Source organism: Bacillus sp. 123MFChir2 (assembly GCF_000383235.1).
Lineage (GTDB): Bacteria > Bacillota > Bacilli > Bacillales > Bacillaceae_G > Bacillus_A.
The window spans coordinates 39,967-65,781 of record NZ_KB910939.1 but is presented as its reverse complement, the minus strand read 5'-3'; the positions used below and the strand labels follow the sequence as shown (position 1 = coordinate 65,781).

General features: G+C 35.3%; 28 protein-coding genes, 1 riboswitch and 1 other annotated feature. Of the genes, 20 read left to right on the top strand and 8 right to left on the bottom strand.

The window, feature by feature from the left end; translation table 11 throughout:
* Positions 1-87: 87 nt before the first annotated feature.
* Positions 88-301: a binding site (T-box leader), on the top strand.
* Between the two features lie 41 nt (positions 302-342).
* Complete coding sequence (locus H280_RS0110765) at positions 343-1,329, top strand: tryptophan--tRNA ligase (RefSeq protein ID WP_020061132.1); 987 nt, start codon at positions 343-345, stop codon at positions 1,327-1,329.
* 30 nt (positions 1,330-1,359) lie between these two features.
* Here H280_RS0110765 and H280_RS0110760 read toward each other — a convergent pair whose 3' ends face one another.
* Positions 1,360-1,815, bottom strand: a complete 456-nt coding sequence (locus tag H280_RS0110760; RefSeq protein WP_020061131.1) for an NUDIX hydrolase — start codon at positions 1,813-1,815, stop codon at positions 1,360-1,362.
* A gap of 98 nt (positions 1,816-1,913) precedes the next feature.
* On the bottom strand, positions 1,914-2,753 hold the full coding sequence (locus H280_RS0110755; protein WP_020061130.1) for a DUF2785 domain-containing protein: 840 nt from the start codon (positions 2,751-2,753) through the stop codon (positions 1,914-1,916).
* Positions 2,754-2,928: 175 nt separating this feature from the next.
* Between H280_RS0110755 and H280_RS0110750 the strand changes: the two genes are divergently transcribed.
* The 7 genes from H280_RS0110750 to H280_RS0110720 all read left to right on the top strand — a co-directional run bounded on the left by H280_RS0110750 (position 2,929) and on the right by H280_RS0110720 (position 9,553).
* Entirely contained in the window at positions 2,929-3,681 is a 753-nt protein-coding gene (locus tag H280_RS0110750) for a GNAT family N-acetyltransferase (RefSeq protein WP_020061129.1), read from the top strand.
* A gap of 49 nt (positions 3,682-3,730) precedes the next feature.
* Entirely contained in the window at positions 3,731-4,576 is an 846-nt protein-coding gene (locus tag H280_RS0110745) for a hypothetical protein (RefSeq protein ID WP_020061128.1), read from the top strand.
* A 107-nt stretch (positions 4,577-4,683) separates the two neighbouring features.
* Positions 4,684-5,700, top strand: a complete 1,017-nt coding sequence (locus H280_RS0110740; protein ID WP_028411194.1) for a tyrosine-protein phosphatase — start codon at positions 4,684-4,686, stop codon at positions 5,698-5,700.
* 172 nt (positions 5,701-5,872) lie between these two features.
* On the top strand, positions 5,873-6,067 hold the full coding sequence (locus tag H280_RS0110735) for a hypothetical protein (protein WP_020061126.1): 195 nt from the start codon (positions 5,873-5,875) through the stop codon (positions 6,065-6,067).
* A 171-nt stretch (positions 6,068-6,238) separates the two neighbouring features.
* On the top strand, positions 6,239-6,964 hold the full coding sequence (locus H280_RS0110730; RefSeq protein WP_028411193.1) for an ABC transporter ATP-binding protein: 726 nt from the start codon (positions 6,239-6,241) through the stop codon (positions 6,962-6,964).
* Entirely contained in the window at positions 6,957-8,612 is a 1,656-nt protein-coding gene (locus H280_RS0110725) for a putative ABC transporter permease subunit (RefSeq protein WP_020061124.1), read from the top strand. Before H280_RS0110730 ends, H280_RS0110725 begins: the two co-directional genes overlap by 8 nt.
* Before the next feature lie 344 nt (positions 8,613-8,956).
* Positions 8,957-9,553 (top strand): hypothetical protein, encoded by a 597-nt coding sequence (locus tag H280_RS0110720; protein WP_020061123.1) that lies wholly within the window; start codon positions 8,957-8,959, stop codon positions 9,551-9,553.
* 162 nt (positions 9,554-9,715) lie between these two features.
* Here the strand turns inward: H280_RS0110720 and H280_RS0110715 are convergent, their stop codons facing one another.
* Positions 9,716-11,014, bottom strand: a complete 1,299-nt coding sequence (locus H280_RS0110715) for a histidine--tRNA ligase (protein WP_020061122.1) — start codon at positions 11,012-11,014, stop codon at positions 9,716-9,718.
* A 534-nt stretch (positions 11,015-11,548) separates the two neighbouring features.
* On the bottom strand, positions 11,549-12,022 hold the full coding sequence (gene ybaK / locus H280_RS0110710) for a Cys-tRNA(Pro) deacylase (protein WP_020061121.1): 474 nt from the start codon (positions 12,020-12,022) through the stop codon (positions 11,549-11,551).
* A 121-nt stretch (positions 12,023-12,143) separates the two neighbouring features.
* Between ybaK and rraA the strand changes: the two genes are divergently transcribed.
* Positions 12,144-12,629 (top strand): ribonuclease E activity regulator RraA, encoded by a 486-nt coding sequence (gene rraA, locus H280_RS0110705; RefSeq protein WP_020061120.1) that lies wholly within the window; start codon positions 12,144-12,146, stop codon positions 12,627-12,629.
* Between the two features lie 387 nt (positions 12,630-13,016).
* On the opposite strand, the gene H280_RS0110700 is transcribed toward rraA, so the two are convergent.
* Positions 13,017-13,208: a hypothetical protein gene (locus tag H280_RS0110700; protein WP_020061119.1), complete on the bottom strand. Its 192-nt coding sequence runs from the start codon at positions 13,206-13,208 to the stop codon at positions 13,017-13,019.
* A gap of 149 nt (positions 13,209-13,357) precedes the next feature.
* A riboswitch (SAM riboswitch) is annotated at positions 13,358-13,456 on the top strand.
* A gap of 100 nt (positions 13,457-13,556) precedes the next feature.
* On the opposite strand from H280_RS0110700, the gene H280_RS0110695 reads away from it, so the two are divergent.
* Positions 13,557-13,808: a hypothetical protein gene (locus H280_RS0110695; RefSeq protein ID WP_020061118.1), complete on the top strand. Its 252-nt coding sequence runs from the start codon at positions 13,557-13,559 to the stop codon at positions 13,806-13,808.
* A gap of 514 nt (positions 13,809-14,322) precedes the next feature.
* The gene (locus H280_RS0110690) at positions 14,323-14,691 is read left to right on the top strand and encodes a hypothetical protein (RefSeq protein WP_020061117.1); all 369 of its coding nucleotides are present in this window, start codon (positions 14,323-14,325) and stop codon (positions 14,689-14,691) included.
* A gap of 38 nt (positions 14,692-14,729) precedes the next feature.
* Here H280_RS0110690 and H280_RS0110685 read toward each other — a convergent pair whose 3' ends face one another.
* The 3 genes from H280_RS0110685 to H280_RS0110675 all read right to left on the bottom strand — a co-directional run bounded on the left by H280_RS0110685 (position 14,730) and on the right by H280_RS0110675 (position 17,721).
* A complete protein-coding gene (locus H280_RS0110685) occupies positions 14,730-15,992 on the bottom strand; it encodes a serine hydrolase domain-containing protein (RefSeq protein ID WP_020061116.1) in 1,263 nt (420 codons plus the stop codon).
* A 95-nt stretch (positions 15,993-16,087) separates the two neighbouring features.
* Entirely contained in the window at positions 16,088-17,287 is a 1,200-nt protein-coding gene (locus H280_RS0110680; RefSeq protein ID WP_020061115.1) for an MFS transporter, read from the bottom strand.
* Between the two features lie 17 nt (positions 17,288-17,304).
* Entirely contained in the window at positions 17,305-17,721 is a 417-nt protein-coding gene (locus H280_RS0110675) for a MarR family winged helix-turn-helix transcriptional regulator (RefSeq protein WP_020061114.1), read from the bottom strand.
* 194 nt (positions 17,722-17,915) lie between these two features.
* Between H280_RS0110675 and phaZ the strand changes: the two genes are divergently transcribed.
* The 9 genes from phaZ (at position 17,916) to H280_RS0110625 (ending at position 25,814) form a co-directional block, all read left to right on the top strand.
* On the top strand, positions 17,916-18,812 hold the full coding sequence (phaZ, locus tag H280_RS0110670) for an intracellular short-chain-length polyhydroxyalkanoate depolymerase (protein ID WP_020061113.1): 897 nt from the start codon (positions 17,916-17,918) through the stop codon (positions 18,810-18,812).
* A gap of 68 nt (positions 18,813-18,880) precedes the next feature.
* Positions 18,881-19,186 carry a hypothetical protein gene (locus tag H280_RS0110665; RefSeq protein WP_020061112.1) on the top strand — a complete coding sequence of 102 codons (306 nt, stop codon included), beginning with the start codon at positions 18,881-18,883 and terminating at the stop codon, positions 19,184-19,186.
* A 111-nt stretch (positions 19,187-19,297) separates the two neighbouring features.
* The gene (locus H280_RS0110660; RefSeq protein ID WP_020061111.1) at positions 19,298-20,473 is read left to right on the top strand and encodes an MFS transporter; all 1,176 of its coding nucleotides are present in this window, start codon (positions 19,298-19,300) and stop codon (positions 20,471-20,473) included.
* 4 nt (positions 20,474-20,477) lie between these two features.
* Complete coding sequence (locus tag H280_RS0110655) at positions 20,478-20,684, top strand: NETI motif-containing protein (protein WP_020061110.1); 207 nt, start codon at positions 20,478-20,480, stop codon at positions 20,682-20,684.
* A 391-nt stretch (positions 20,685-21,075) separates the two neighbouring features.
* On the top strand, positions 21,076-21,267 hold the full coding sequence (locus H280_RS0110645; protein WP_020061108.1) for a DUF378 domain-containing protein: 192 nt from the start codon (positions 21,076-21,078) through the stop codon (positions 21,265-21,267).
* Positions 21,268-21,492: 225 nt separating this feature from the next.
* The gene (gene serC, locus H280_RS0110640; RefSeq protein WP_020061107.1) at positions 21,493-22,575 is read left to right on the top strand and encodes a 3-phosphoserine/phosphohydroxythreonine transaminase; all 1,083 of its coding nucleotides are present in this window, start codon (positions 21,493-21,495) and stop codon (positions 22,573-22,575) included.
* 12 nt (positions 22,576-22,587) lie between these two features.
* The gene (locus H280_RS0110635; RefSeq protein ID WP_020061106.1) at positions 22,588-23,760 is read left to right on the top strand and encodes a 3-phosphoglycerate dehydrogenase family protein; all 1,173 of its coding nucleotides are present in this window, start codon (positions 22,588-22,590) and stop codon (positions 23,758-23,760) included.
* 40 nt (positions 23,761-23,800) lie between these two features.
* On the top strand, positions 23,801-25,048 hold the full coding sequence (locus H280_RS0110630; RefSeq protein WP_020061105.1) for a DUF1015 domain-containing protein: 1,248 nt from the start codon (positions 23,801-23,803) through the stop codon (positions 25,046-25,048).
* Between the two features lie 94 nt (positions 25,049-25,142).
* Positions 25,143-25,814, top strand: a complete 672-nt coding sequence (locus tag H280_RS0110625) for a response regulator transcription factor (RefSeq protein ID WP_020061104.1) — start codon at positions 25,143-25,145, stop codon at positions 25,812-25,814.
* Position 25,815 lies beyond the last annotated feature (1 nt).

Below are 25,815 nucleotides of genomic sequence, written 5' to 3'. Positions count from 1 at the left end.
ATAAAAAAAGGAAAATTCCTGCCTGATAAGACAGAAAGTTTCCTTTTATCTAAAAAAACAGCGTGGTATAATAAGGAAAAAATAAAAGAAAAAGCAATGAAAGAGAAGAGTACATATTTGGAACTTCGCAGAGAACTGATGGTTGGTGAAAATCAGTAAGGGGAAAATATGGAATGGGCTCTGGAGCTGCAAGCCGAATTGAGTAGGCTTTGACGGTTGTTTCGACGTTATTCGAATCATAAAGAGAGCTACACAATTGTAGCTAATAAAGGTGGTACCGCGGGAGTCCCTCGTCCTTTTTAGGATTGAGGGACTTTTTTATTTGTAAAAGGAGGAGTAGTTGTGAATAAAAAAGTTATGTTAACAGGAATTAAGCCAACTGGATATCCGCATCTTGGAAACTATATTGGGGCAATTAAACCAGCATTGCAACTTTCTAAACAAAGAGAAGGAGAGGCGTTATATTTTATTGCCGATTATCATGCATTGAATGCGGTGCATGATCCAATGAAATTTCGTGAATATACGAAAGAAGTAGCGGCAACGTGGTTATCATTAGGTTTAGATGAGCATGTAATCTTTTATCGGCAATCAGATGTACCAGAGATCTTAGAGTTATACTGGATTTTAGCTTGCCTTACTCCAAAAGGTTTAATGAACCGAGCTCATGCATATAAAGCGAAGGTCGATCAAAATATAGAAGCAGGAGTAGATGTAGATACTGGTGTAAACATGGGATTATATACGTATCCTATTTTAATGGCTGCTGATATTTTATTATTTCAATCAAACTATGTGCCAGTTGGAAAAGATCAAATTCAGCATGTAGAAATTGCGAGAGATATTGCCTCTTATTTTAACAATACATTTGGAGACATCTTTGTATTGCCCGAGTATATTATTCAAGAAGAAGGAGCAATTGTACCAGGTCTTGATGGGCGAAAAATGAGTAAAAGCTATGGAAATGTCATTCCGTTATTTGAAGAACCAGAAAGGCTGAAAAAACTGATTTTTAAAATCAAAACAGATTCTTCCTTACCAAGTGAACCGAAGGAACTTGAAACATTATTTATGTTGTATAAAGAATTTGCGACAGCTGGGGAAGTCGAAATCATGAAAGGAAAATACGCAACAGGTATCGGCTGGGGAGATGTGAAAAAAGAGCTATTCCGCGTTATCAATCGTGAGCTTGAAGAGCCAAGAAGGAAATATAAAATGTATATGGATGAGCCGCATTTACTTCTAGAAGCAATAGAAAAAGGAGCAGAGCAGGCAAGGGAAATTGCTAAGGTGAATTTAGCAGAAATAAAAAAACGGATTGGGTGTTAATGTGAAAAGGAACCAATTGATTTGGTTCCTTTAATCAAGATTCCTTTTTAAAAATGTATCTAAAACTATTTTATGCACTGATCCAATATTCGTAGGGAGATCGTGTAAGGGAAAGAATCGCAAATCTTTTGATTCAGCATGATCGATCCGTAATGTTCCTTCAAAATCATGACAAATATATGTAACGAGAACACCGTGTACTTGATCTCCGTTTGGGTAAATATTAAAAAACTCTTTCCCAGAAAAGGTTTGAAATGGTTCTAAGTGTTTCACGATTAACCCTGTTTCTTCATAGACTTCTCGCTTAGCAGCCTCTTCTAACGTTTCACCGCATTCAAGCGCACCGCCGATTATTCCCCAGCAATTGTAATCACTGCGAAGTTGAAGAAGTACTTCGTTATTTTTGTTTAATATAATTACATGCGAACCTACTAGAATGAGTGGACGATTTCCAACTAAATTACGCATTTCTTCGATATATCCCATATAGACACCTATCCTTTATTTTTATTACATACGTGCAGGTTGTAAGTATGCTTTCGTATGGAGTTGGAGCAGAATGATCTGCTTTTTTCTACTATATATTAATAGAATGTAGGCAACTCTTTTAACATCAGTTCTGCTTGAGATGTTATATTACTAAATTGAATGTTAGGTACAGTTCTAAAATATAAACTGCGTAGGAAAGTTTTTATATTTGTACATAGATTACAAAAATCATTGACTGGGAGTCTTGCTTTGTATTGCGGGAGCAAGTTTAACTTGATACGGATAATCTCAAAAAACTGCTTTTGTGAGAAGCCTTTTGATATCATAGAAAGAAGAGGGGTAATAATACGCTCATCTTCATCAAAATGATACACAATAGAATAAACGAATATTTTATTTAAAAGACAATGAGTTAGTTCTTCGTAATATTGCTGCGGCAGTTTTGGATTATGAATAAGGGCATCGAAAGTATCTGCTGCATGAGCAACACTATGCGCCCAGCCATGAGGGTGTACATATCCTCTTAAATCAATTTCTTGGTTCATATAATCTACTAATTTTTCTTTGACGATAATAATCGTTTCTTGTGTTAAAAAATTTGTTTTATTATCCGCGCATAATATTAATGCAATTAATAATGTTGTGAAAGAACGCGTAAACACGCTATCATTATCATTAGAAGTGATGCCGCAATATAAGTATTGTTCTTCTAAAGTTAGGATAAGTAATTTTTCTAATTGATCTCCATGAAAATAATTACGTGAAATGAGGTAAGAAAAGGTAGAGTAAATCAATTGATCACGTAAATAGCTGTCTAACGTTCCAATATGCTCTAGCATATGTATGCTTAATTGATTTAAATCGATATTTTGGGGTAATAAATATCCGTTTTTTTGAATCGTTTCTAACAATTGCTGCAGCATAATGGTATTCAATGATGCTCCCCCTCATTTTAGCTTTATTGATATGATTAAAAAATTCTAATGAAAGGTAAAGTATCCTTTCTTGATAAAAACATCAAATTTCTAGTATTCTACATACTTCATAAAAACTCCTGCTTATGCAATCGAAAACATGTTATTTAAAAAATATACAGAAAGAGGTTAAAGAATGAATCAATTTGTTAATATGGAACGTGATTTTAAAGTATTAGTGGGAGAACCGCACTATATTACAATTGAAGAAAACAATACCGTTTCCTACACAAAGGAACAAGTTACAGAAATTGTGCAATATTGGATGGAAAAAGCGACGGATAAAGGAGCTTTACATTTACATTTCGTTATTTCATCAAAAAGTCCAAATTTTACACATTATGAAAAGGTGTTTCAGCGTTTACAATTTCAACATCAAAAAAGTTGTGTGATGGTACTGAAGGATTTATCTAATGTTTCAGATGTGGAAGTTCCGTTTACACTGAAAACAATAGATGAAGTAGGCGAAGATACATTTAAAACAATTTGGCTAGAGTCTATGCAGGATTCTTTAGATGCAAAAGAAATGTTATCTATAGATCAATTATTATATGCTTTTCAAACAGAAATTGGCGGCAGATGGAATGAACACTGTTTAGTCGCACTTCACGGAGAAGAGCCAGTAGGTGTTGTTTTGCCACATATAGAGCCAGGTACGGTAGAAGAAGGAAGGTTGTTTTATCTTGGTATTGTTCCGAATATGCGTGGGAAACGATACGGGACAATGCTTCATGAAAAAGCATTATATATTTTAAAAGAAATTGGTGCTTCATATTATGTAGGGAGTACTGATGAAATGAACGATGCCATGAAACAAGTGTTTTCTAACAACCACTGTATCCAGTTAGGGAAGACAGAGAAATACACTAGAGTGATTAGAAAAGGGTAAATGAGGTTCCCTCTCGAAGTATGGAAGAAATCAATTAAAGGGGAATTGGATGATAAAACAAGCATTTAAAAAAATGATTCCGTTATATCCGGAAATTTTATTCCAAGACTGGCATGTAGAGCGCATATCGCAGCGACAGGAGAATGAAAAGTGGGAATCACTTTGGTTTCAGGTGATTACTCCTACAGGAATATTTCGAGTGAAACAGTTTTTTCAGGATATTATGGAACCGACTTTTCCAGATAGTTGTCTGTATCATGCACAGGGCGAATGTTTTCAATATAATAAACTTACATATTGGCGCGGGATAAATTATAAAGGGTTTGATAGTTACGTTACTTCTAAGTGGAAAACACAAATTGAAATTTCTATTGATGATGGAGTGATTCAGCAGCATGAGATGGAAGAATTTTTATATGGATTACAGCCACTTGAATTAGAGAAAGCAAAACAACAAATAAAATTACCATTTCATCAACTTAGTTTTCAGGCTCATATTGAAAAGGGTGGAGGTGAAATTAGTCGTTGCTCCGTATGGTGTTCTCCTGAAGAAAAGAAATTTTCATCATTACCATTTTCAGTTCCTTGTTCATGGGAATTAGAGTCTATTGGTTGTGGTGATAACGAAACGCAATATGTGTATTGGGATATAAAAGAGCAGTTGTATACATTATGGGCATGTCGGCATACCAATTATAGCTATCGCCCTGTGTCTTCTTGGATAAGAAATTATAGTTCTCCGCAAAAGATTGGAAACTGTGAATACTATGTGCATCCACAAAGGGGGACAGTTGTATATCAAGACTTGGGCAATGAACAAATTGCCTATGTCTTTCGAGGAATACCTTGCACATCTTTTACAGATATACAAAAAATGTTTTATCTGTATGAATAAATTGATTGCAGAATGTCATGAAATATGCAAGACGAATTACATTATATGGTATACAATAGGCGTTAGAAACGATAGTGAAAGTGACAGGTGGAAAAATGGAAACGAATATGAAACAAACAAATTTAGATGTAACAGTAGAGAGAGAAAATGATACAACTTTATCTATAAAATGGGGTAGTGTAGAAAAACTAGTGCAGGTGTATTGGAGTACATTTTCGGAGAATATTGAAGGGAATGGGGAGTTATTAACAGTTGTAACAGATGCCTCATCAGTTACAATTGAAGATCCGAATCCAGCAAAGCGTGGTTATTTTCGATTGGTCACGAGCGAAGGAAAGCGTATGACAGTAGCAGAGCGCCGCTTACCACTGCAAGGTGCGTTTAACTTTCGTGATTTAGGCGGGTATGAAACAAAAGATGGACGTGTCGTGAAATGGGGGAATTTGTACCGTTCTGAAGAATTAGCAGGGCTAACAGAAGAAGATATTCGTTATATACATAATTTAGGATTGAAAATTATCTGCGATTATCGCACAGATTTCGAAGTGAATCATAAACCAAACCCTGAAATGCAAGATGTTCGTCAAGTTTCCTTGCCGGTTATGCAAGATTTAGCAAAAGACTTAAATATTAATGAATTTTTCAGTCTAGGAGACTTATCAATGCTTGGCAAGCCAGGAGAATATTTAGTGAAGATGAACCGAGATTTTGTGACTAGTAATGAGGCATTTGTGACATTTTTTGAACTTATACAAGACACAAACAACTTACCGCTTCTAAATCATTGTACAGCAGGAAAGGATCGAACTGGCTTTGCATCTGCTTTATTATTACTTTTACTAGGTGTTTCAGAAGAGACGGTCATGCAGGATTATTTATTGAGTAATGGATTTCGTGAACAGTTGAATGAGAAAATGATGACCTTTTTAGGAGCACAGCTTAAGGATGAAACAAGCATTAAAATTTTAAGTGCAATGTTTGAAGCGAGGGTTGAATATTTGCAAGCAGCATTCGATGAAATTCATAACGTATATGGTTCTGTGGAACAATATGCTGAAAAAGGAATTGGAATTACGAAAGAACAGTTACACGCTTTACGTGATGTGTTGTTAGAAGAAAAATAAAATAGAAGGTAGAGATCTTAAAAGGTTGTAAGATTACTTTTTAGAATCTCTACCTTTTTTATTTTATTTATTTTACAATTAATTTGAAAATTGTTGAAATAATTACAAATATATCAATACTGTTAACAAAACAAATGACGTAAAATTTGTAACGAGGGGAGGAAATGAAGAGATGCTAGCATGGATATTGGGGGTATTAATCATAGTAGCAGTGACAGTTACGGGGACGATAATGGTTGGGAAAAGTGAGGAAGAAAATTACGGAACTTCAACGAAAGGAAATCTTACGAGACTTTCAATTATTTATCTACTTTTAGGGGTTGTTTTAACAGTTGGGGTAGCTTCGTATATATATTTTTATGGATAAGGGACATAGGATAGAAGAAAGAAAGTGGGACTTCCGGCAGGGGGTCTTATTTTCTTTCATGTGAGATAAAAAGATTTGGTGTTAGTAATTTTCGAAAATTGTAAAAATGAAAACGTATTATGTTATAATTACAATATAATTATTGGAAAAAAAGAGAAGGGCTGGATATGGATGATTGAAATTGCTAATGTATCAAAGAGCTATAATGGAAGCAAATTTGCAGTAAAAGATTTAAATTTAACAGTGCCAAGCGGAGAGATATTTGGTTTTTTAGGCCCAAATGGTGCAGGGAAATCAACGACAATTAAGATGATAACAGGTATTCATTCTCTTGATAGTGGGACGATTTCTGTAAATGGAAAAGACATTGCGACAGAGCCGCTTGAAGCGAAAAAGTTATTTGGGTATGTTCCTGACAGTCCTGATATGTTTTTACGCTTAAAAGGGATTGAATATTTAAATTTTATGGCGGATATGTATGATGTTCCGAGGGACGTGCGTCAAGAAAAGATTCGAACACTAGCAGAACGTTTTGGTTTGTACGAAGCATTATCTGATCAAATTCAAAGTTATTCACACGGAATGCGTCAAAAAATTATTATTATTGGCGTTCTTTTGCATGATCCAGATGTCTGGATTTTAGACGAGCCAATGACTGGATTAGACCCGAAATCGGCATTTATATTAAAACAAATGATGCGTGAACATGCTGATAAAGGGAAAACGGTGTTCTTTTCAACACATGTGTTAGAAGTTGCTGAAAAATTATGTGATCAAGTTGCGATTATTAATAAAGGAACACTTCAATTTCAAGGAAACTTAGCTGAAATACGAGAGCATTTTAAATCTAATGAATCTCTTGAAAAAATGTTCTTGGAGATGACAGAAAATGAATAAAATTTGGATGTTAACAAAAATATTGTTAAAAATGAACTATGCTGACATGTTAACTGATAAGAAGAAGCGTGTTGTATATGTGCTTTCATTTTTAGGTCTTTTGTGTGTTGGATTCTTATTTATAGGTCCACTAGCAAACGGTATGTATAACGTATTTAAACAATTTGGACAGGAAAACTTACTACTTGGTATGGGATTAGCGGTTGGAAGTATATGGGTGTTTGTGTTTAGTATTACGACAATATTAACAGTGTTTTATTATAGCGATGACGTCGAAATGTTATTACCACTACCACTTAAGCCAGCCCACATTATTACGGCTAAGTTTATTACCGTTTTAATTACACAATATGTGATGGCTTCGTTTGTTTTATTTCCTATTTTCATTGTGTATGGACTACAAAGTGGTGCTTTTATTACATATTATCTTTACTTTTTAATTGTTTACATATTTTTCCCAATCATTCCGTTAGTTCTTGCCTCACTTCTTATGACAGTCATTATGCGTTATACTAATATCGCTAAAAATAAAGATCGAAGTAATATGCTTATGGGGTTATTTACTTTATTATTAGTTGTCGGTATTAATCTATTTATGCAATGGAAAAATAGAAGTGTTGGTTCTGGACAAACGGCAGTAGACTATTTTGCAAATAATCAATCTTCATTTCTAGTAGAAATGACAAACTATTTTCCGACGACATATTTTGGAGCAATGGCATTAACAGAAAGTACTTCGTGGTTAGGGATTTTATATTTACTCTTTTTCGTTCTGATTTCATTTGCGTTTTTTGGATTGTTTTTCTATGTTGCAGGACGTACATATTTAAAAGGAGTTATTGGAATTTCGAATAGTACCGCAAAAAAAGAAGTGATATCTGCTGAGAATTTTAGTAAAGCAACTGTACAAAATTCACATTGGAAAGCATATGTGAAAAAAGAGTTTCGTATTTTGATTCGCACACCACAGTTTTTTATTAATTGTATCGTGCAAACTTTCGTGATGCCAATTATGTTATTTTTTATTATTTTTATGCAAGATAGTAACTTATCCTGGTTAAACAAATATATAAAAGATAGTGGAACAGCAGGTCTTGCGCTTGGTCTTGCTTTTTGTGCAGGTATGTTTTTAATGGGATCTAATGTTATTGCAACAACATCTTTTTCAAGGGAAGGTCGTACTTGGTTTATCAATCGCTATTTGCCAGTTAAGGAAGAAGGTATTTTCTTTGCAAAAGTATTTACAGGTTGGCTCATAAATACCATTATTTTAGCTATCTTTGGTCTTGTGCTTATCATTGTAGGCGGTGTGTCACCAGTATTTATGTTACTTTGGTTCTTGCTTTGTGCAAATGGTTTATGGTTAAACAATTTAATTGGTACACGGTGGGATGCGCAAACCGCTGATATTCATTGGGATTCCGAACAAAAAATGTTTAAAGGTCGTTATACTACGCTTTGGAATTTTCTTGCAAATATATTATTAGTTGGTCTCACTATTGGTGGAGTATGTGCGTTATTTTTCTCGTTAGGAGTAGGAATGTGGGGGATGTTTTTCAGTATCCTAGTTATTTTCACTATTATAAATATAGTTGTGTCTCGTAGTTTACAACTTGGGGCTGAACGCATTCTCGCAAATATTAAATAAATCGTAAATCCTCTGTTATTATATAAATCCAAATTAAAAACCGACATAAAACCATTCTTTTTCGGTGGGCGAGAGCAAGTGCAGGCTCCTTTTGTTTTGCATAGCCGTAATCTATATGTCGAAAAATTAAAATGGATTCATATATACAGAGGATTTATTATATGAGCGGGATTTTGTAATAGTCATATATGGCATGGGAGCAGCTTGGGTGATAATCCAGGTTATTTATTCGACTAGAAGGTTTTATTGAGAAATTTGTATTTTTTATAATTATAAAAAAGGGATTTTTGGAAGTATATAGAAAACTATTTGGGAGGTGAAATTGTAATATTAGGAGGCTTATTATGAAATTGAAAAAAATAGCGATTGCTTCATTAGCAATTGGAGCAATGCTCTCCATTACAGCTTGCGGTACCTCGACAGAAAAGGATCAAGCAAATCCAAGTAAAAAGGAACAAACAAACACTCAAGAGGAAGCGAAAACAACGAGTGCAGACCAAACAAATACGAGTAAAAATGAGGAAAAAGACTCAAAAACAACAAGTGCAGATGGGAAAACAGAAACGAAATCAACAAATGCAGACCAAACAAAAAGTGAGAAAAACGCAACAAGTGAAACAAAATCAACAAATGGCAAGCAAAATGTTAGCGTGAAGAGTGGAGTAAAAGAAGTTGTACAGCTAATAGAAGAAGTGGACAAGCAATTGAAAGCAAATCCAAAACAAGAAGCTGTAAATAAACTTGGCAAGCAACTAGTTGATAAATGGGATGTAGTTGAGAAAGAAATTGAAGCGCAGCATGCATCCGATTATAAAACAATTGAGCAAAATTTATATCCACTCATTGTTGAAATGGGAAAACAAAAACAAGATGTAAAGAAGCTAAAGACGTTAACGACGAAAACAAAGCAAGATTTAAATCAATTATTGAATAAGCTTTAATAAAAAATGAATGCAAAATTAAATCTTATCTTATATATAGCCTATGTAATAAAAGGAGAAACGTAGCAGATGTGTATGTCTCTCCTTTTCTGATTAGTTGGGGGAAATAATTCATAATACAATTTTTCAATCAAGAATCAAGTATGCGCGGGATGGATTCAATTAACGATATAAATATTGTTTGAAAGTTCCATTTTCAATAGAAGCAAGAGGAATCGTTTGTTCCGTGCCTTCCTTCATATTTCGTAAAACAGCTACATCGTTATTTATTTCTTCTTCACCGACGATAAGTACATACGGAATGTTTTCTTTGTTTGCATAATTTAGGGCTCGTTTTAGTTTACGATCTGCCAGTTCCAGCTCTATCTTTAAATTTTCATTTGTTCGCAAAGTGTGAGCAATTTTTAGACACTGTGCCTGTGTTCCGAGTGGAATGATAAAGAGATCGACAGCAGAGGATACACGTTCTTTTTGGATAAGCGCAGTATAAATGACGTCTAAACCAAACGATATTCCAACTGTCGCATAAGATTTATTATCATTTCGAAATGCACCAATAATGTGATCATAGCGTCCACCACTACCAATGCTAGACGTAATACTGCCGTCAGTTAAAAAAACTTCATAAATTGTTCCGGTATACATTGTGAGTCCTCGTGCAAGAAAGGGGGAGAACAATGTATTAGATTGAATTCCTAGTGCATCTAAGTATTGCTGAAGTTCTTGAAGTTCAGCAACTCCCTCTTTAACAAGAAGGTTAGGATACACTTTATCAAATTCAGAAAGTGGCATAGACATACATGTTTCTAATGTCTTACATAACACATCAATCGCTTCGCTTTGTATCTCTCGATTTATTAAATCATTTCTTACACCGTCAATACCAATTTTCTCAAGCTTATCTACAGATAAAATAATATCTTGTACTTGCGATTCGGGGATTTGAATCGCCTGTAACAACCCTGTTAATAGTTTTCGGTTGTTATATTGAATGGTTACGTCTAAGTTCAATTTGTTAAAAATGCCAAGAGCCATTACCATTAATTCTGCTTCCGCTAAGACGGATTCAACCCCAACAATATCTACATCACACTGTACAAACTCTCGAAATCTTCCTTGTTTAATAGGGCCGTTTCGAAATACTTTCCCAATTTCATAACGTTTAAAAGGAAGGCGAATTTCTGGATTCATAGCAACAACCTTTGCAAAGGGAATGGTTAAATCATAACGCAGTGCAAGTTCGCGATTCCCTTGATCTTGAAGCGTGTACATCTCCTTTAAAATTTCAGAACCTCCACCGTATTTATAAGCCATTAAATCATACATGTTCAAAATAGGTGTTTCTAGCGGTTTGCAGCCATAAGCTTCGAATGTTTCTTCACAAGTCCGTTTAATGGTATTACGCAGCATTTGCTCTTCTGGTAAATAATCTTTTGTTCCTTTTACATTTTGTAAGTTCATGTTTATCACTCCTTTTTGAAATAAAAAAAGCTATGTGGGTATGAAAATACCCACATAGCTTTATAATCGCTTCGTGGGTAAACAGGAATAACCCTGTACCCACGAAGAAAAATTTCTTCGGATACAAGGCTTTATGTATGATGATGAAGTTGGAAAGTATAATCTATTCTAAACATAAGCAATCTCTCCTATAGCTTTTTAAGTAGTATACTACTTAAAATTCGAATTATCAAACTTTTTTTGAAATGGGCGAGGGGTGCTGGTGATGCATAGGAGCGGTCAGAGACTTTTCCTGCCACGTGCAAAGTTTGAAAACAAAAGTAGCCAGCTCCTGCCCTGTTTGCATGACAGCAGTCTATGTGCCGAAAAATGAATGTATAAGTAATAGAGAGACATATCTTTACTAGAATCATACTCCTTTCTAAGTTTTTAAAAGGTATAGCTGAGTAGTTACGAAATAATTCTATAAAACAAGAGGCGTTAAACTTTAAATTAAATAAACAAAACCTGTCTCATCTATTGAGACAGGTTTTGTTATGAAGTAATGGAGGTAGGTGTTGCGTTACTAACTTTGATTAGGTCAGCGCCGTTTAGGAAAATTTGTAATCCTCTTTTTCCGGCACTAATGCTAATTGGGTCTAGATTTGCAGCAGATTCATCAATAAAGAGTGGATAATTTTTCTTCCCGCCAAGCGGTGAAACACCGCCGCGTATGTATCCTGTTAATCCGAGTATTTCTTTCATTGGAATCATTTCAACTTTTTTGTTTTTACTTGCAGATGCTAGCGCTTTTAAATTGAGTTCTTTATGTGAAGGGATACAGGCCATAATTATGCCGGTTTTATCACCGCGAAGAACGAGTGTTTTAAAGACTTGTTCTAATTGTAAATGAACTTGCTCGGCGACATGTTTCGCATCTAAGTTCTCCTCATCCCATTCATATTCATGAACTATATATGCGATTTTGTGCTTATCTAATAAACGACAAGCATTTGTTTTACTACTCATTTTCTACACTTCCTTTTTGATTTCTTCTTACTAGTATACAAAATTTCGTAAATTAAGACAGGGAAAATAGAAATGGACAAGAATATGTAACATAAATTATGAAAAGAGAAGAGGGAAAATGATGTGGAGAACGACGGATCTTTATGATGCCAATGAAATGGAAGTGCAAGTATGTAAACCATTATTTCAATCGTACGGAAAGAAAAAGCAGTTTCATGGGAAAATCGCGACAGTGAAAGTTAAAGATGATAATGTACTTGTAAAAAGGGCGTTAGAAATGGTACCAGAGGGAACGGTATTGGTTGTAGATGGAGAGGGTTCAACCAATTGCGCATTACTTGGTGATAATTTAGCAAACATTGCAAGGGAACGGAATTTAGCCGGCATTATTATATATGGATGTGTTCGTGATTGCGCAGAGCTCCGAAAAATAGAACTTGGCATTTTAGCAATTGCGACGGTGCCAAAGCGAAGTGTGAAAGAAGGGAAGGGAGAAGCGAATATTCCAATATCTTTTGGCGGAGTTTCTTGGGTTCCGGGGAATTATGCTTATGTTGACGAAGACGGCGTGGTCGTAAGTGAAAGAGAAATTCATCATAAGCTATGATATAAAAATAAGGAGATAAAGTAAATTGACACGTTTCACACGGAAGTATGGCATTTTAGAATATGAAAATACCATTACGTAAAATAGTGAATAAGTTCTTCTTGTAAGGCATACATATATACAGTAGGGTCGCGACTTACATATTCGTTTGCCTTTTGAGACACTTCTTACATCATGTAGGGGGTGTCTTTTTTATTCAGTAATACAATCTTTCATACTATGGTATGACTTTGATCGGTATAAGTACATACTGGAGTTCATTTCTCTATTATTTGATGAACCAAACGACCTTGGATATGTACCTTATTTAAGTGAATGGGAGAAAGAGATAGAGAATAAAAAGTAAGCATGATTCATACGTGCTTACTTTTTATTGCTAGGCATTTTTTATTCTTGAGATAAAACTTCCGCAGTACTATCACACTGTTGCAAAGCATGTTGAACAGCTTGTAAAGATTGTTCAACACGTTGACGATTATCTGATTTCTCAACTGTTTGTAAGGCATGTTGCAAACAGTTTTTTGCTTCTTGTAAAGCTAGGCAAGAATCTTGAACGTGACCGCGTGCATTTTTTTGCATGAGTGCACACCTCCTTTGGTCGTATACATTTGTAGTATGAGCAAAACGATATAAAATATCATACCATTCAAAAAAATAAATCCTGATTATTCTTATAAGAATTGACTTTTTGGGTTGCACTCATTATAGTAAGAGATAAAGTGAATATTTTCTTATCTAGAGAGGTGGAGGGACTGGCCCGATGAAACCCAGCAACCGCAATGCAGGTGCTAATTCCAGCAGAACAGTTTTGTTCTGACAGATAAGAAGGAAGAGATATATACCGCTTCTTCTTATCGAAGAGGTTTTTTTATTGCAAAAAAACCGATAATGAAAAATGGACAACGAGAAGAAAGGAGCGAGCATACCATGACACTTGAGAAATATATTACACTACGTAATACAATTTATAATTATATGGAAGAGAAGGAAGAGCCGATTACATTATTGGATATTCAACAACATATTACTACTGAACATGAAGGGGAATTTGCGAAGAAGATGCTGCAGCAATTCTATTTATTGCGACTGCTAGATGAACTAAAATTGGATGGGAAAATTACTTTAGCAGAGCAACATAAATGTATAGATGATAAGAGAGTTTATTATATAGTAAAATAACAAAAAGGGAATTACGCTCCCTTTTTTATAGTGGTGTTTATTTGGAAGTTCATCCTATTGGATAAGCGTTATGTAGATAAAAAGACTGTGCTATGCAGTCTTTTTACAAGGAAATGGTGCTGAGTGTGTAGTGTTAAAAATTAAAATATGCCCCAAAAGATGGGTATTCTCGGCTGAAAAATAAAAAAGACACCATCGCCGAATTAGGTGTCAGTCGTTTTGTCGAAGAGGCTTGCCCTTTGACATGTATTAGAATATCATGTGTGTACAGAAAAATCAAAAGGGAATTAAAGGAAAGTGTTGTTTGCAATGAGCATATGAATTGTATATGTGCATCCAAACTCTTCTAGCTTCAATGCTGCCATTTTGAAACATGAAAAAAAGGATTGAAAGAGATGGGATATTGTGTAACCGTTCTTAGTTTTATAAAGAATACTTTAGCTCTGTGCTGCCATTTGATGAGTCAAAAGAGAGAGGAATGGTTATAAAGAATGTATGAAAAGGAAACGGAATTATGGAAAATAGAGAACTGATTTACAAAATTATGAGTATATGTAAAAGAGAAGATGATTTGTTTTGTTCTTATCTTAGGTGTTTATCTGATATAAAGGAGAAAAGCGAGCAATTTACTAAAGTCAAACAAGAAGTGCGAGAAGAGTATCTTATAAGAGGCGTTTGTGAAAGAGAAGTGGATATTTTAGTAGAACAAAGTGAACAAGTTGCAGATTTGTATGTACCTAAGTTTCTTCAATGGGGATTTTTACAAGGGAATGTCCATTATATAGAAGATATCTGTTCTATGGTGTTTCAATTAAAACCGTTATGTCTTTCAGAAGAACAATGGAAATATGTAATTACAATTATTGAGAAAGAGCTGTCATGAGACAGCTCTTTTCGTAACAAAAATTTAGGGATTTAAACTTAATTAGAGGATGCTCTCTGTAAGTATTCAGCAATTTGCAAATACATATTGTCATATGCGGATTGTATTTCTCCATTAAGATTCGCATTGGAAGAAAAATGAACAATAACCATATGCGCAGTTGGATCGATATACAATCTTTGTCCATAACTGCCTAGTACTTCGAATGCATTATTTTCGTTATGAGAGATCCACCACTGATTATGATAAGAATATTCCTCGCCATCGCCGACTGGAAGTTCGTATTTTTGTATATGTTTAATTTCTTCAATAATAGAAGAAGAAATAACTTGTTTTCCGTCATATACACCATTGTCTAAAATCATTTTCCCCAATTTCGCCATGTCTCGGGCGGTGGCATTTAATCCTGCACTTGCTTGTTCTACTCCTGTTTCATCAACAACGTAATATGCATTTTCTTCTGCGCCAATTGGTGACCAAATGCGTTCACTTACTAGATCTGCGAGCGATTTTCCTGTTACAGTGCGAAGGATCCATGCTAGTGTTTCTGCAGAACCGTTATTATATGAAAATGTTTCTCCTGGAGCTGCGGTTTCATTTGCTTCTAGCAACATGTCATATATTGTTACCGGTCCATCATATTTTTTACTGCGAGGAAGAAGGTTGCTTGCTAAATATAATTGTGCATCTTGATTATCTAATCCAGCTTGCTTAAAACCGTGAGTTGGATATTCTACTGAAACTTGCATATCTAATAGTTGTTGAATTGTTGCTATTCCAAATGGTGTTCCTTTTAATTCTTTTACATAAGTTTCTGCAGTTGCGTTTGGCTGCAGCTTTCCTTCTTCAATGAAGGTATTAACGAGCAGCCCTGTAAATACTTTTGCTACCGATGCCATGCCATGTGGTTCGGTTGTTTTATATCCATCTAAGTACCGTTCATATACAAGTTTCCCATCATGTAGAACAACGAACGCATCTGTTTTATGTTTTTCTAATAATTTCCGAACCGTTGTATTTTTGTCATTTTCATCTTTAATTTCTAGCTTATCTAGGTCTTGCAAATTAGCCCGAAGTGAGGATATATAATTTGGATTTTTAGCGACAACTTTTGTTGAAGCAAATTCGCGCATATGTGAATACGACCAACGAAGATACGGATCTTGTAACCAGTTTTTTTTCGTTACTGTTTGTCTTGAAGAAAAACTTTTATTTGGATTGAATAACGTAAATCCTATACCAGTTAATATACACATGAAAATTAAAATGATGAAAATAAGCGGCGATTTTTTAAACCTCATAATATAAACCTCCTTCTTATCTTATTATAAGAGATGAGCTTATAAAGAAGCAAAAAAAGGAGAGTAAACGTAGAAGTTTACTCTCTCTTATTTGATTAAGCAGATAGTTTTTCTTCTGTTGTTTGCTTTTTGAACTTTTGTTTTCGTCCATGAAGAAAATAGTAAATCAGTAATGTAAATGCAACGATAATGGAAGAAATAAAATACATATGATGATAACTTGAATGCGCTGCGACAATTCCTAGAACGAAAGAACCGATACCAATCCCTGTATCGAAGAATGAGAAATAAGTAGCTGTTGCAGATCCGCGCCTGTGATTTGGTGCAGCACTAACTGCAATTGTTTGGAAGCTCGGGATTAAGGTTCCATATCCAAAGCCGATAAGTACGCCAGAAGCAAGTAACCAAAATGACGTTTGTGCTTGGCTTAAAATGAACATCCCAATCATAAAGATAATAATAGATGGATAAATAAGAACATTTTCTCCGAATCGATCGAATATTTTTCCTGAAAATGGCCTAGAAATAACCACTACAATTGCGTATACAACAAAGAAATAACTAGCAATATCGGCCATGCCAAGCTCTTTCGCATAAACGGGAATGAATGAAAGAATACCGCTATAGGAAAAGGAAAGTACACAACCTGTCAGAGCAATTGGAATTGTTGAAGGCTCTATTAAATCTTTCCATTGCATACGTTTTTTTTCGTTAGTGACAGCTGTTTTTTCATCAGGAATATTTACAAATAGTCCGCATAGAAAAGCAAGGATAGAAAATATAGAACAAAGGATAAATAAACCTGTAAATGAGAATTTAGAAATAATCGTTAAACCTAAAAAAGGACCGATAACCATCGGTAAACTCATAAATACTCCGTAATAACCAAGCGCTTCACCGCGCCTATGAGCCGGCGCTACATCTGTTACGATTGTGCCAGTAGCAGTTGTTGCCATTCCGAATCCGATACCATGTAAGAAGCGAAGAGCAAGCAGTAAAAATAAGCTTTGCGCACCGAAGTACATAACTGTTGCAGCTAAAAATAACGAAAGGGAGATGAATAAAATTTTCTTCCTTCCTAAATCATCAAGCCATTTCCCTGTAAATGGTCGGCAGATTACAGAAGAAATAAGGAACACTGTTGCCACAAGACCCATTTCTTCAGGTTTTCCTTTTAATCCGTCAATAACATATACAGGCAAGGTTGTTATGAGCATATAAAATGTTAAAAAGAGAAATAGACTACTCAAACATGTTCCAATGAAGTCTTTCGTCCAAAGTCTTTGACTTTCCATAGTCATCCCTCCAATTTCTAATCAAGATTTCGAATTACTTTTTGTAGCACATGAAAAGCAAGGCGAAGCTCTTCATCGCTAATATCTTGCAATGCTTTTTCTTCAAATGAGTAGACCTCTGCCTGCCAACTCGGTATCATTGCGATTGCTGTTTCTGATAATGAAATGAGCTTTTCGCGTCGATCGGTTCCCTCTGTTCGAGTAATCCATCCCATTAATTCCATACGCTTTAAAGTGCGGGTCATTGTTGGAGACTCAACGTTTAAGTATTGACACAATTCTGTTTGTGTACAAGGACCGGTTTGATTTAGCCTGAAGATGACGGCCCACTGCGCGCTGTATAAACCAGTTGGAGAAACACGTTCGTTGAATCTCTTGGAAAATTTCCGCGCAGTTTGGCTGACAGTGTGAAAAAAGTGTTGTTTTTCGTCCATATTTTTTTCCTTTCCTAATTAGTTACCTAGCTAACTATATCTATTTTTTTCTGAATTGTCTAGTAGTCTATCGTTACGCTTACGAAAAAAAGTTCACTTTCAGATTGAGAACGTATATTCTGTATGATATAATTAAGTTTGAATTTTCTGTTTTTTTAAATGTGTGTTATTGATACTTTTGAGGGGGATACAAAATGATGAAACCTGCCATTATGAAATCAGTAGCATTATCAAATGGAGAAACAATTGCTTATCAAGAAGCAGGAAGTGGAACAGAAATAGTAGTGCTTATTCACGGGAATATGACATCTTCACAGCATTGGGATTTAGTTATTGAACACCTGCAAGATTCTTATCATATTTATGCTCTTGATTTACGAGGTTTTGGCTTCTCGACTTATCATCATCCGATTGATTCATTGAATGATTTTGCAGAAGATGTGAAGTTGTTTGTGGATGAACTGCAATTGAAAAACTTCTCATTGGTCGGATGGTCAATGGGGGGAGGAGTTGCGATGCAGTTTGCAGCAACTTATCCGATGAATGTGAATAAACTTATATTGGTAGAATCAGTAGGGGTGAAAGGATATCCAATATATAAGAAGGATATAAATGGTCAACCAATTGTATCAAATCTGTTAACAACAAAAGAAGAAATAGCGGAAGATCCTGTTCAAATTGCACCTGTTGTTGAAGCTTTAAAACAAAAGGATAAGCAGTATTATCGTAATGTCTGGAATTTACTTATTTATACGCATCATCAGCCTAGTCCAGATCGCTATGAAAAATATTTGAATGATATGTTATCGCAGCGGAATTTTGTTGATGTAAATTATGGACTTGTAACATTTAATATATCAGATGAACATAACGGAGTTGTATCAGGGAACGGGGATATGAATCGAATTCAAGTGCCAACATTAGTTCTCCAAGGGGATCGTGATTATGTGGTACCAAAAGTAGTTGGTGAAGAGTTGGCAAAGCATTTACCAAATGCCAAATTGGTCATGCTAGAAGATTGTGGGCATTCGCCATATATCGATTGTTTAGACGTGTTTATAAATGAAGTAATCGCATTTTTGAATGGATAGTTGTACTGTTTCCTATTGCACATAAGAAACGTATACTGTAATAGGATTGTTTTGAAAAGGAGAAGGTTATGGTGATTTTTTATACAGAACCAGCTACTTTTGTACCGATGTTGATTCCGAAAATGGCTTATCCATCAATTCGTGATAGGACTGTGTATGCGCATCCTTTGCTAAATGGTACTAATACGCATATACAAAAATTATACTTCCATACATACCCTCCGGTATATGGAACGAAATATTATGTGACTTATTCTTATTCGCATCCAGCGCAAGGTGTAGTTGTGCCGCAACCCGTTTTTTATGCTCCTAAAATGAAATCATATATAAACCATATGCAGCCATATGTAAAAGCTCAAGTATGGGAAGGATGAAAGCTAGAAGTCTGAACTTCTAGCTTTATTTTTGTGGAAATTAAGAGTATACGATTTACGGATAAAACATCTATAATAAAGGATGTGAGTTTATCGAGGGAGCGTAATAAAATGGGAAGAAAGTATACGTTTTGGATCATGGTTGGAATTGTTGCGATTTCTGGACTTTCACAAGGTATGTTGTTACCGGCAATCGCAATGATTTTTGAGAAAGAAGGAATTAGCTCAAGCTTTAATGGCCTTCATGCAACGGCATTATATATTGGTATTTTTGTTATTTCACCTTGGCTTGAGAAACCGATGCAAAAATTTGGAATGAAACCTCTTATTGTAATTGGAGGCTTCATTGTTGTTGGAGCACTATTTTTGTTTACGCAAACCTCTTCTTTTTGGGTATGGTTTGTTCTTCGTTTTTTAGTTGGAGTAGGGGATCATATGCTTCATGTTGGAACACAAACGTGGATTACGACAACTGCTAGTCCGCACAAGGTTGGAAAACAAGTTTCTATTTATGGAGCATTTTTTAGTATCGGTTTTGCAATGGGTCCTTATTTAGCGAGTACAGTACAATATGGTATTGCAACACCGTTTATTGTATCAACTATCCTTTGTTTAATAGGTTGGTTATTGTTAATTCCAGCGCAAAACGCATTTCCTGATCAAGGGGAAGTGAATCAAGAAAGCGAATCCTCTTTGCAGCGCTATAAGCAAGTTTGGATAATGGGGTGGATCGCTTTACTTGCACCGTTAGCTTACGGAGTATTAGAAGGAATGCTTAATAGTAATTTGCCTGTTTATGCGATGAGGAAAGGTTGGTCTGTTGAACAAATTTCATTTTTATTGCCAGCATTTTCGATCGGTGGAATTATTACGCAAATACCACTTGGTATTCTTAGTGATCGTCTTGGAAGAGAGCGTATTTTAACATGGGCGTTTAGCGTTAGTACAGTGATTTTTCTAATCGCAGCTATATTTGATGACTATTATTGGCTTGTATTTATATTTATGTTACTTGCTGGTATGGTTATTGGATCCTGTTTTTCACTTGGACTCGGTTATATGACTGATTTATTATCCAAACATTTATTACCAGCAGGAAATATTTTGTGTGGGATTGCTTTTAGTATCGGAAGCATTACTGGGCCTGTATTAGGTGGCCTATTTATAGAGAAAATACAGGATACAAGCTTTTTCTTTGCCGTTATGCTCATTATGGCAGGAATATCAATTGTTTATGTGGCATATATGAAAAGTCAAGCAATGATAAGGAAAGTAGAAAGTAGGTAAAATAATGACAAAGCAATTAAAAAAGAAGAAATTTGAAGTATTACCAGATGAAACAATTACACAGTGCCTCGAAAGAATGGAAAAGGAAGGATATGCACCGTCACGCCGTATGGAAGAGCCTATTTTTCATGAAGTGAAAAGAGATGGCAAAACGGTTGTAGAGCCTTGTGGACGAAAAATAATATTTGAAGGAAAGTTAAAAACGGTATAAAGTGCAACGCTATATAAATACAAATTGAAAAACTAACATAAAAACCGCCTTTTTTAGGGGACGAGAGCGTCTGAGCGCGCATAGGAGTCTGCCACATGCCAAGTGTTAAACAAAGGGAGAAAGCAAGTGTAGATTATGTTGTATTTTTCATAGCAGGGATTTGTATGTTAGTAAATCAAAATGAATGTATATAGAAGTAGTTAGGGCCTTTTTCTTTCACAGGTAAGATTTAAAACAAAAGGAAAAGTAAGTACAGGTCATTTTGTATTCTGCACAGTAGCGACTTATATGTTTAAAACGAAAAAATAAAAATAATAGGCAAATTCAACAATTCCATGCATATAATATAGCGAAAGGCCTTTCACCATTTTTCACCAAGGGGGCAATCATAATGAAATTTTTGTCATACCTTACAGCAATTCTGGTGATTATTGGCGGTTTAAACTGGTTATTTGTTGCGCTAGATTTTAATCTAGTGGAGAAAATTTTTGGTTCTGTACCAGCGCTTGTTGATACCGTTTATTGGCTTATTGGTATTTCTGCACTTTATCAAATTTATGACCGTTTTTTTGCAAGTAATTAGCAATTATACAATTATTATTCAAAGTGTTAAGCAGACGTGCTTAACACTTTTTTGTTTCAATACGAAAAGAAAGTAAAAAAGAACGTCGTGAAAACCCACTCATGAGAACGATTTCAATACTTCTTAGAATAAAATAGGGGAAACGATTTGACCGGTTATTTTATATGAGTTATAATTCAGAAAGTTTTAATATTTACAAAAAACAAAAAGAGAGAGGGGAATATGATGCATCGAGTATACAATTTTTCAGCGGGGCCATCTACACTTCCTATTTCTGTTTTAGAGCAAGTACAAAAAGATTTATTGAATTACCAGGAAACAGGAATGTCGATAATGGAAATGAGTCACAGATCTGCAGTCTTTCAGGATATTATAGACGAAACGAAAAGTCTATTGTGTGAGGTAATGAATATCCCTGAAAATTATGAAGTTCTTTTTATTCAAGGGGGCGCATCTTTACAATTCTCCATGATTCCACTCAATTTAATGCACCGATATAAACAAGCGGCATATGTACATACAGGCTCCTGGTCCAAAAAAGCGATCCAAGAAGCAGAAAAAATCGGAACGGTTTCGGTTGTTGCATCTTCTGAACATGACCGCTTTACATCCATTCCAGAATTCAATCGTACACTTTTTTCTCAAGAAATAGATTATATGCATATTACAACGAATAATACAATTGAAGGTACGCGTTATGTAAATATTCCTGAGACAGGAGAAATCCCACTCGTTGCTGATATGTCTTCAAATATTTTATCTGAAGAGTATGATGTCACTAAGTTTGGTCTTATTTATGCTGGGGCACAGAAAAATTTAGGGCCTGCAGGGTTAACAGTTGTCATCGTTCGTAAAGATTTGGTTGGTGCTGCGAATTCTTCTTGCCCGGCAATGTTAAACTATGGAACTTACAGTAAACATAATTCACTTTATAATACGCCGCCAACTTTCAGTATTTATGTAACAAAGTTAGTTTTGCAGTGGCTGAAAGCACAAGGAGGTGTGCAGGAAATCGAAAAAAGAAATTACAAAAAAGCAGCAATTCTATACAACTTTTTAGATGAATCAAGTGTGTTCACTTCACCCGTACAAACTACATACCGATCTTTAATGAATATTCCATTTACAACCTCTTCAAATGAACGAAATGCGTTGTTTATTCAAGAAGCGAAAAAGCATGGTTTTGAGGAATTGAAAGGACATCGCTCAGTTGGCGGTATGCGTGCTAGTATTTATAACGCAATGCCAGTGGAAGGTGTACAAAAATTCGTGAATTTCATGTATGCATTTGAAAAGAAACACAGATAAGGGGATGAGAAAATGTTTCATATTCAAACGTTGAATCAAATCGCTGAAAAAGGAATTACTACGTTTTCAAAAGAGAGATATAGAATAGGAGAAACAACCAAGAATCCTGATGGTATTTTATTGCGAAGCTACTCATTGCACCATGAGGAGTTTTCAAGTGATTTAAAAGCAATTGCAAGAGCGGGCGCAGGTGTAAATAATATACCAGTCGAACGGTGTACAGAAAAAGGAATTGTTGTTTTTAATACACCTGGGGCTAATGCAAATGCTGTAAAAGAGCTTGTTCTTGCAAGTTTAATTATGTCATCTCGTAATGTTATAGACGGTATTGTATGGACAAAAAGGCTGCAAGGTGAAGAAGTACCGGAACTTGTAGAGAAAGGGAAAAAGCAATACGTTGGTTCAGAAATTGCCTCGAAACGTCTTGGAGTTATAGGACTCGGTGCAATTGGTGCTCTTGTAGCAAATGATGCTTTAGCATTAGGAATGGACGTCGTTGGTTATGATCCATATGTTTCTGTTGAAACAGCTTGGCGATTATCGAGACAAGTGCAGCGCGCGTTTAGTTTAGAAGAAGTGTTTGCGACATGCGATTATATTACCTTGCATGTTCCGTTGCTCGAACAAACGCGAGGTATCATAAATGAACATGCATTTCAAGTAATGAAAAAAGGCGTTCACATTTTAAATTTTTCTCGTGGTGAGCTTGTTGACGAAGATGCGTTGGAACGAGCGCTTCAAACGGGGATTGTGAATCATTATATAACAGATTTTCCAAACGAGCGTGTGTTGCAAATGAAAAATGTGATTGCAACGCCGCATCTTGGGGCATCTACATATGAATCAGAAGAGAATTGTGCGATTATGGCAGCGAGGCAGCTGCAAAGTTTTTTAGAAACTGGTAATATCCGCAATTCAGTAAATTATCCCAATGTAGAATTGCCGTATATCGGCAAAAAACGAATTACAATTGCACATCAAAATATTCCAAACATGGTTGGACAAATTACGGCATGCCTGGCAGAGCATCATATAAATATTGCAGATATGATTAATCGTAGTAAAGGTTCTTTCGCCTATACAATGATTGATATTGATAATGGTATAGATGATATTCTTAAAGAAGATGTGTTAGCGAATATTAGAGACATTGCAGGTGTCGTAGCAGTGCGGATGATTAGTTGAACCAATTGGTACCTGTTAATGTAGATAAGGAGAGATTTCAGTGGTAACAATTAAACCATTTCGAGCGATTCGTCCTATACAAGGGCGTGCAAAAGAGGTAGCTGCTCTTCCATATGATGTACTCAATAGTAAGGAAGCGAAAGAAATTACGAAAGATAATCCGTATTCGTTTTTGCATATTGACAAGGCAGAAATTGACTTAGATCCATCTATTTCTCCTTACGATAGCGAAGTATATGAGAAAGCAAAAGGAAATTTACAGTATTTAATGAAATCAGGTGTACTTATACAAGAAGAGCAACCATGTTTGTATATTTATGAACTTATAATGAATGGTCGATCTCAAACTGGTCTGGTTGTTTGTACATCGATTGATGAATATATCAACGATACAATTAAAAAGCATGAGCGGACGAGAGCTGAAAAAGAAAAGGATCGTATTCGCCATGTTGATGTCTGTAATGCTCATACAGGGCCTATTTTTGTAACGTATCGCGGGAAAAGTGAAATTACAAATGTAATCGCGAATTGGAAAATAACGCATAGCCCGGTTTATGATTTTACGGCAGATGATGGTATTGGACATAAAGCGTGGATGATTCATGATGAAAAAGTCGTTGCTACATTAATCGAATTGTTTGAGGATATCCCTTCTTTATATATTGCTGATGGTCATCACCGCTCTGCATCGGCTGTAAAAGTAGGAATGATGCGCCGAGAAGCACATGATGATTATACAGGTAAAGAAGAATTTAATTACTTTTTATCTGTACTTTTTCCAAAAGATGAATTAGAAATATGGGATTATAATCGCATTGTAAAAGATATAAAAGGATTATCAAAAGAACAATTTTTACAAGCAATATCGCAAACCTTTTATGTAGAAAAAGCAGAAGCGGTTCCATTTAAACCAACAGAGCGTCATACATTTGGAATGTATTTGAATAAAGCATGGTATAAGTTGACGGTGAAAGAAGACAGAGTTGATGAAAATGATGTTGTAAATAGACTGGATGTATCCATTTTACATGATCAACTATTGCATACTATTTTACAAATTGATGATCCGCGTACAAATGACAGAATTGATTTTGTTGGAGGAATAAGAGGGCTGAAAGCGTTAGAGAGACTCGTTGATGAGGAAGGATGGGCCGTTGCTTTTTCAATGTACCCAACAACAATGGAAGATTTATTAGCTATTGCAGATGCAGGGGAAGTAATGCCGCCAAAATCAACGTGGTTTGAACCAAAGCTTCGTAGCGGTTTATTTATTCATTCGTTAGAATAGAAGAGGAAGCAATTTGCTTTCTCTTTTTTTCTTGCATATTTAGTACCTATCTTATAATGTATAGTCGTACTGACTGAAGGAAAGGGTTGGATATATGATACATATTTTGTTAGCTGATGATGATTTACATGTAAGAGAGCTTCTTCGCTATCACCTTCAAAAAGAAGGGTATACAGTGTGGGAAGCTGAAGATGGAAAAGCAGCACAGTCTATATTAGAGAAAGAAACGATTCATTTAGCCATTGTTGACATCATGATGCCACATATAGATGGTTACACACTTTGTGAAGAAATTCGAAAATATTATGATATACCAGTTATTATGCTAACAGCAAAAGATCAGTTAGTAGATAAGGAAAAGGGCTTTTCTGTTGGGACGGATGATTATATTGTAAAGCCATTTGAACCAGCTGAAGTATTATTTCGAATGAAAGCATTGTTACGTCGTTATCAAATGCTAAGTGCAGATGTTATTCAATTGCATGGAACGACAATCGATCGAAAAAGCTATGAAGTACGTTGTCAAGAACAAACCATTTTATTGCCATTAAAAGAATTTGAGTTGTTATCACAGCTTGCCAGTTACCCAGGGCGAATTTTTTCTCGTGAAGAATTGATTGAACTTGTGTGGGGAGTGGACTTTGCAGGAGATGAGCGCACTGTAGATGTCCATATTAAGCGATTGCGTGATCGCTTCTCTAAACGAACAGATGATTTTCAAATTAAGACGGTACGTGGTCTTGGATATAAATTGGAGTTGAAATAAA

Excerpts from the sequence above, each read along its gene's own strand:
- H280_RS0110760 (WP_020061131.1), bottom strand. The coding sequence starts at position 1,815 with ATGGGATATATCGAAGAAATGCGTAATTTAGTTGGAAATCGTCCACTC.
- H280_RS0110750 (WP_020061129.1), top strand. The coding sequence starts at position 2,929 with ATGAATCAATTTGTTAATATGGAACGTGATTTTAAAGTATTAGTGGGA.
- H280_RS0110745 (WP_020061128.1), top strand. The coding sequence starts at position 3,731 with ATGATAAAACAAGCATTTAAAAAAATGATTCCGTTATATCCGGAAATT.
- H280_RS0110740 (WP_028411194.1), top strand. The coding sequence starts at position 4,684 with ATGAAACAAACAAATTTAGATGTAACAGTAGAGAGAGAAAATGATACA.
- H280_RS0110735 (WP_020061126.1), top strand. The coding sequence starts at position 5,873 with ATGCTAGCATGGATATTGGGGGTATTAATCATAGTAGCAGTGACAGTT.
- H280_RS0110730 (WP_028411193.1), top strand. The coding sequence starts at position 6,239 with ATGATTGAAATTGCTAATGTATCAAAGAGCTATAATGGAAGCAAATTT.
- H280_RS0110725 (WP_020061124.1), top strand. The coding sequence starts at position 6,957 with ATGAATAAAATTTGGATGTTAACAAAAATATTGTTAAAAATGAACTAT.
- H280_RS0110720 (WP_020061123.1), top strand. The coding sequence starts at position 8,957 with ATGAAATTGAAAAAAATAGCGATTGCTTCATTAGCAATTGGAGCAATG.
- H280_RS0110715 (WP_020061122.1), bottom strand. The coding sequence starts at position 11,014 with ATGAACTTACAAAATGTAAAAGGAACAAAAGATTATTTACCAGAAGAG.
- ybaK (WP_020061121.1), bottom strand. The coding sequence starts at position 12,022 with ATGAGTAGTAAAACAAATGCTTGTCGTTTATTAGATAAGCACAAAATC.
- rraA (WP_020061120.1), top strand. The coding sequence starts at position 12,144 with ATGTGGAGAACGACGGATCTTTATGATGCCAATGAAATGGAAGTGCAA.
- H280_RS0110700 (WP_020061119.1), bottom strand. The coding sequence starts at position 13,208 with ATGCAAAAAAATGCACGCGGTCACGTTCAAGATTCTTGCCTAGCTTTA.
- H280_RS0110695 (WP_020061118.1), top strand. The coding sequence starts at position 13,557 with ATGACACTTGAGAAATATATTACACTACGTAATACAATTTATAATTAT.
- H280_RS0110690 (WP_020061117.1), top strand. The coding sequence starts at position 14,323 with ATGGAAAATAGAGAACTGATTTACAAAATTATGAGTATATGTAAAAGA.
- H280_RS0110685 (WP_020061116.1), bottom strand. The coding sequence starts at position 15,992 with ATGAGGTTTAAAAAATCGCCGCTTATTTTCATCATTTTAATTTTCATG.
- H280_RS0110680 (WP_020061115.1), bottom strand. The coding sequence starts at position 17,287 with ATGGAAAGTCAAAGACTTTGGACGAAAGACTTCATTGGAACATGTTTG.
- H280_RS0110675 (WP_020061114.1), bottom strand. The coding sequence starts at position 17,721 with ATGGACGAAAAACAACACTTTTTTCACACTGTCAGCCAAACTGCGCGG.
- phaZ (WP_020061113.1), top strand. The coding sequence starts at position 17,916 with ATGATGAAACCTGCCATTATGAAATCAGTAGCATTATCAAATGGAGAA.
- H280_RS0110665 (WP_020061112.1), top strand. The coding sequence starts at position 18,881 with ATGGTGATTTTTTATACAGAACCAGCTACTTTTGTACCGATGTTGATT.
- H280_RS0110660 (WP_020061111.1), top strand. The coding sequence starts at position 19,298 with ATGGGAAGAAAGTATACGTTTTGGATCATGGTTGGAATTGTTGCGATT.
- H280_RS0110655 (WP_020061110.1), top strand. The coding sequence starts at position 20,478 with ATGACAAAGCAATTAAAAAAGAAGAAATTTGAAGTATTACCAGATGAA.
- H280_RS0110645 (WP_020061108.1), top strand. The coding sequence starts at position 21,076 with ATGAAATTTTTGTCATACCTTACAGCAATTCTGGTGATTATTGGCGGT.
- serC (WP_020061107.1), top strand. The coding sequence starts at position 21,493 with ATGCATCGAGTATACAATTTTTCAGCGGGGCCATCTACACTTCCTATT.
- H280_RS0110635 (WP_020061106.1), top strand. The coding sequence starts at position 22,588 with ATGTTTCATATTCAAACGTTGAATCAAATCGCTGAAAAAGGAATTACT.
- H280_RS0110625 (WP_020061104.1), top strand. The coding sequence starts at position 25,143 with ATGATACATATTTTGTTAGCTGATGATGATTTACATGTAAGAGAGCTT.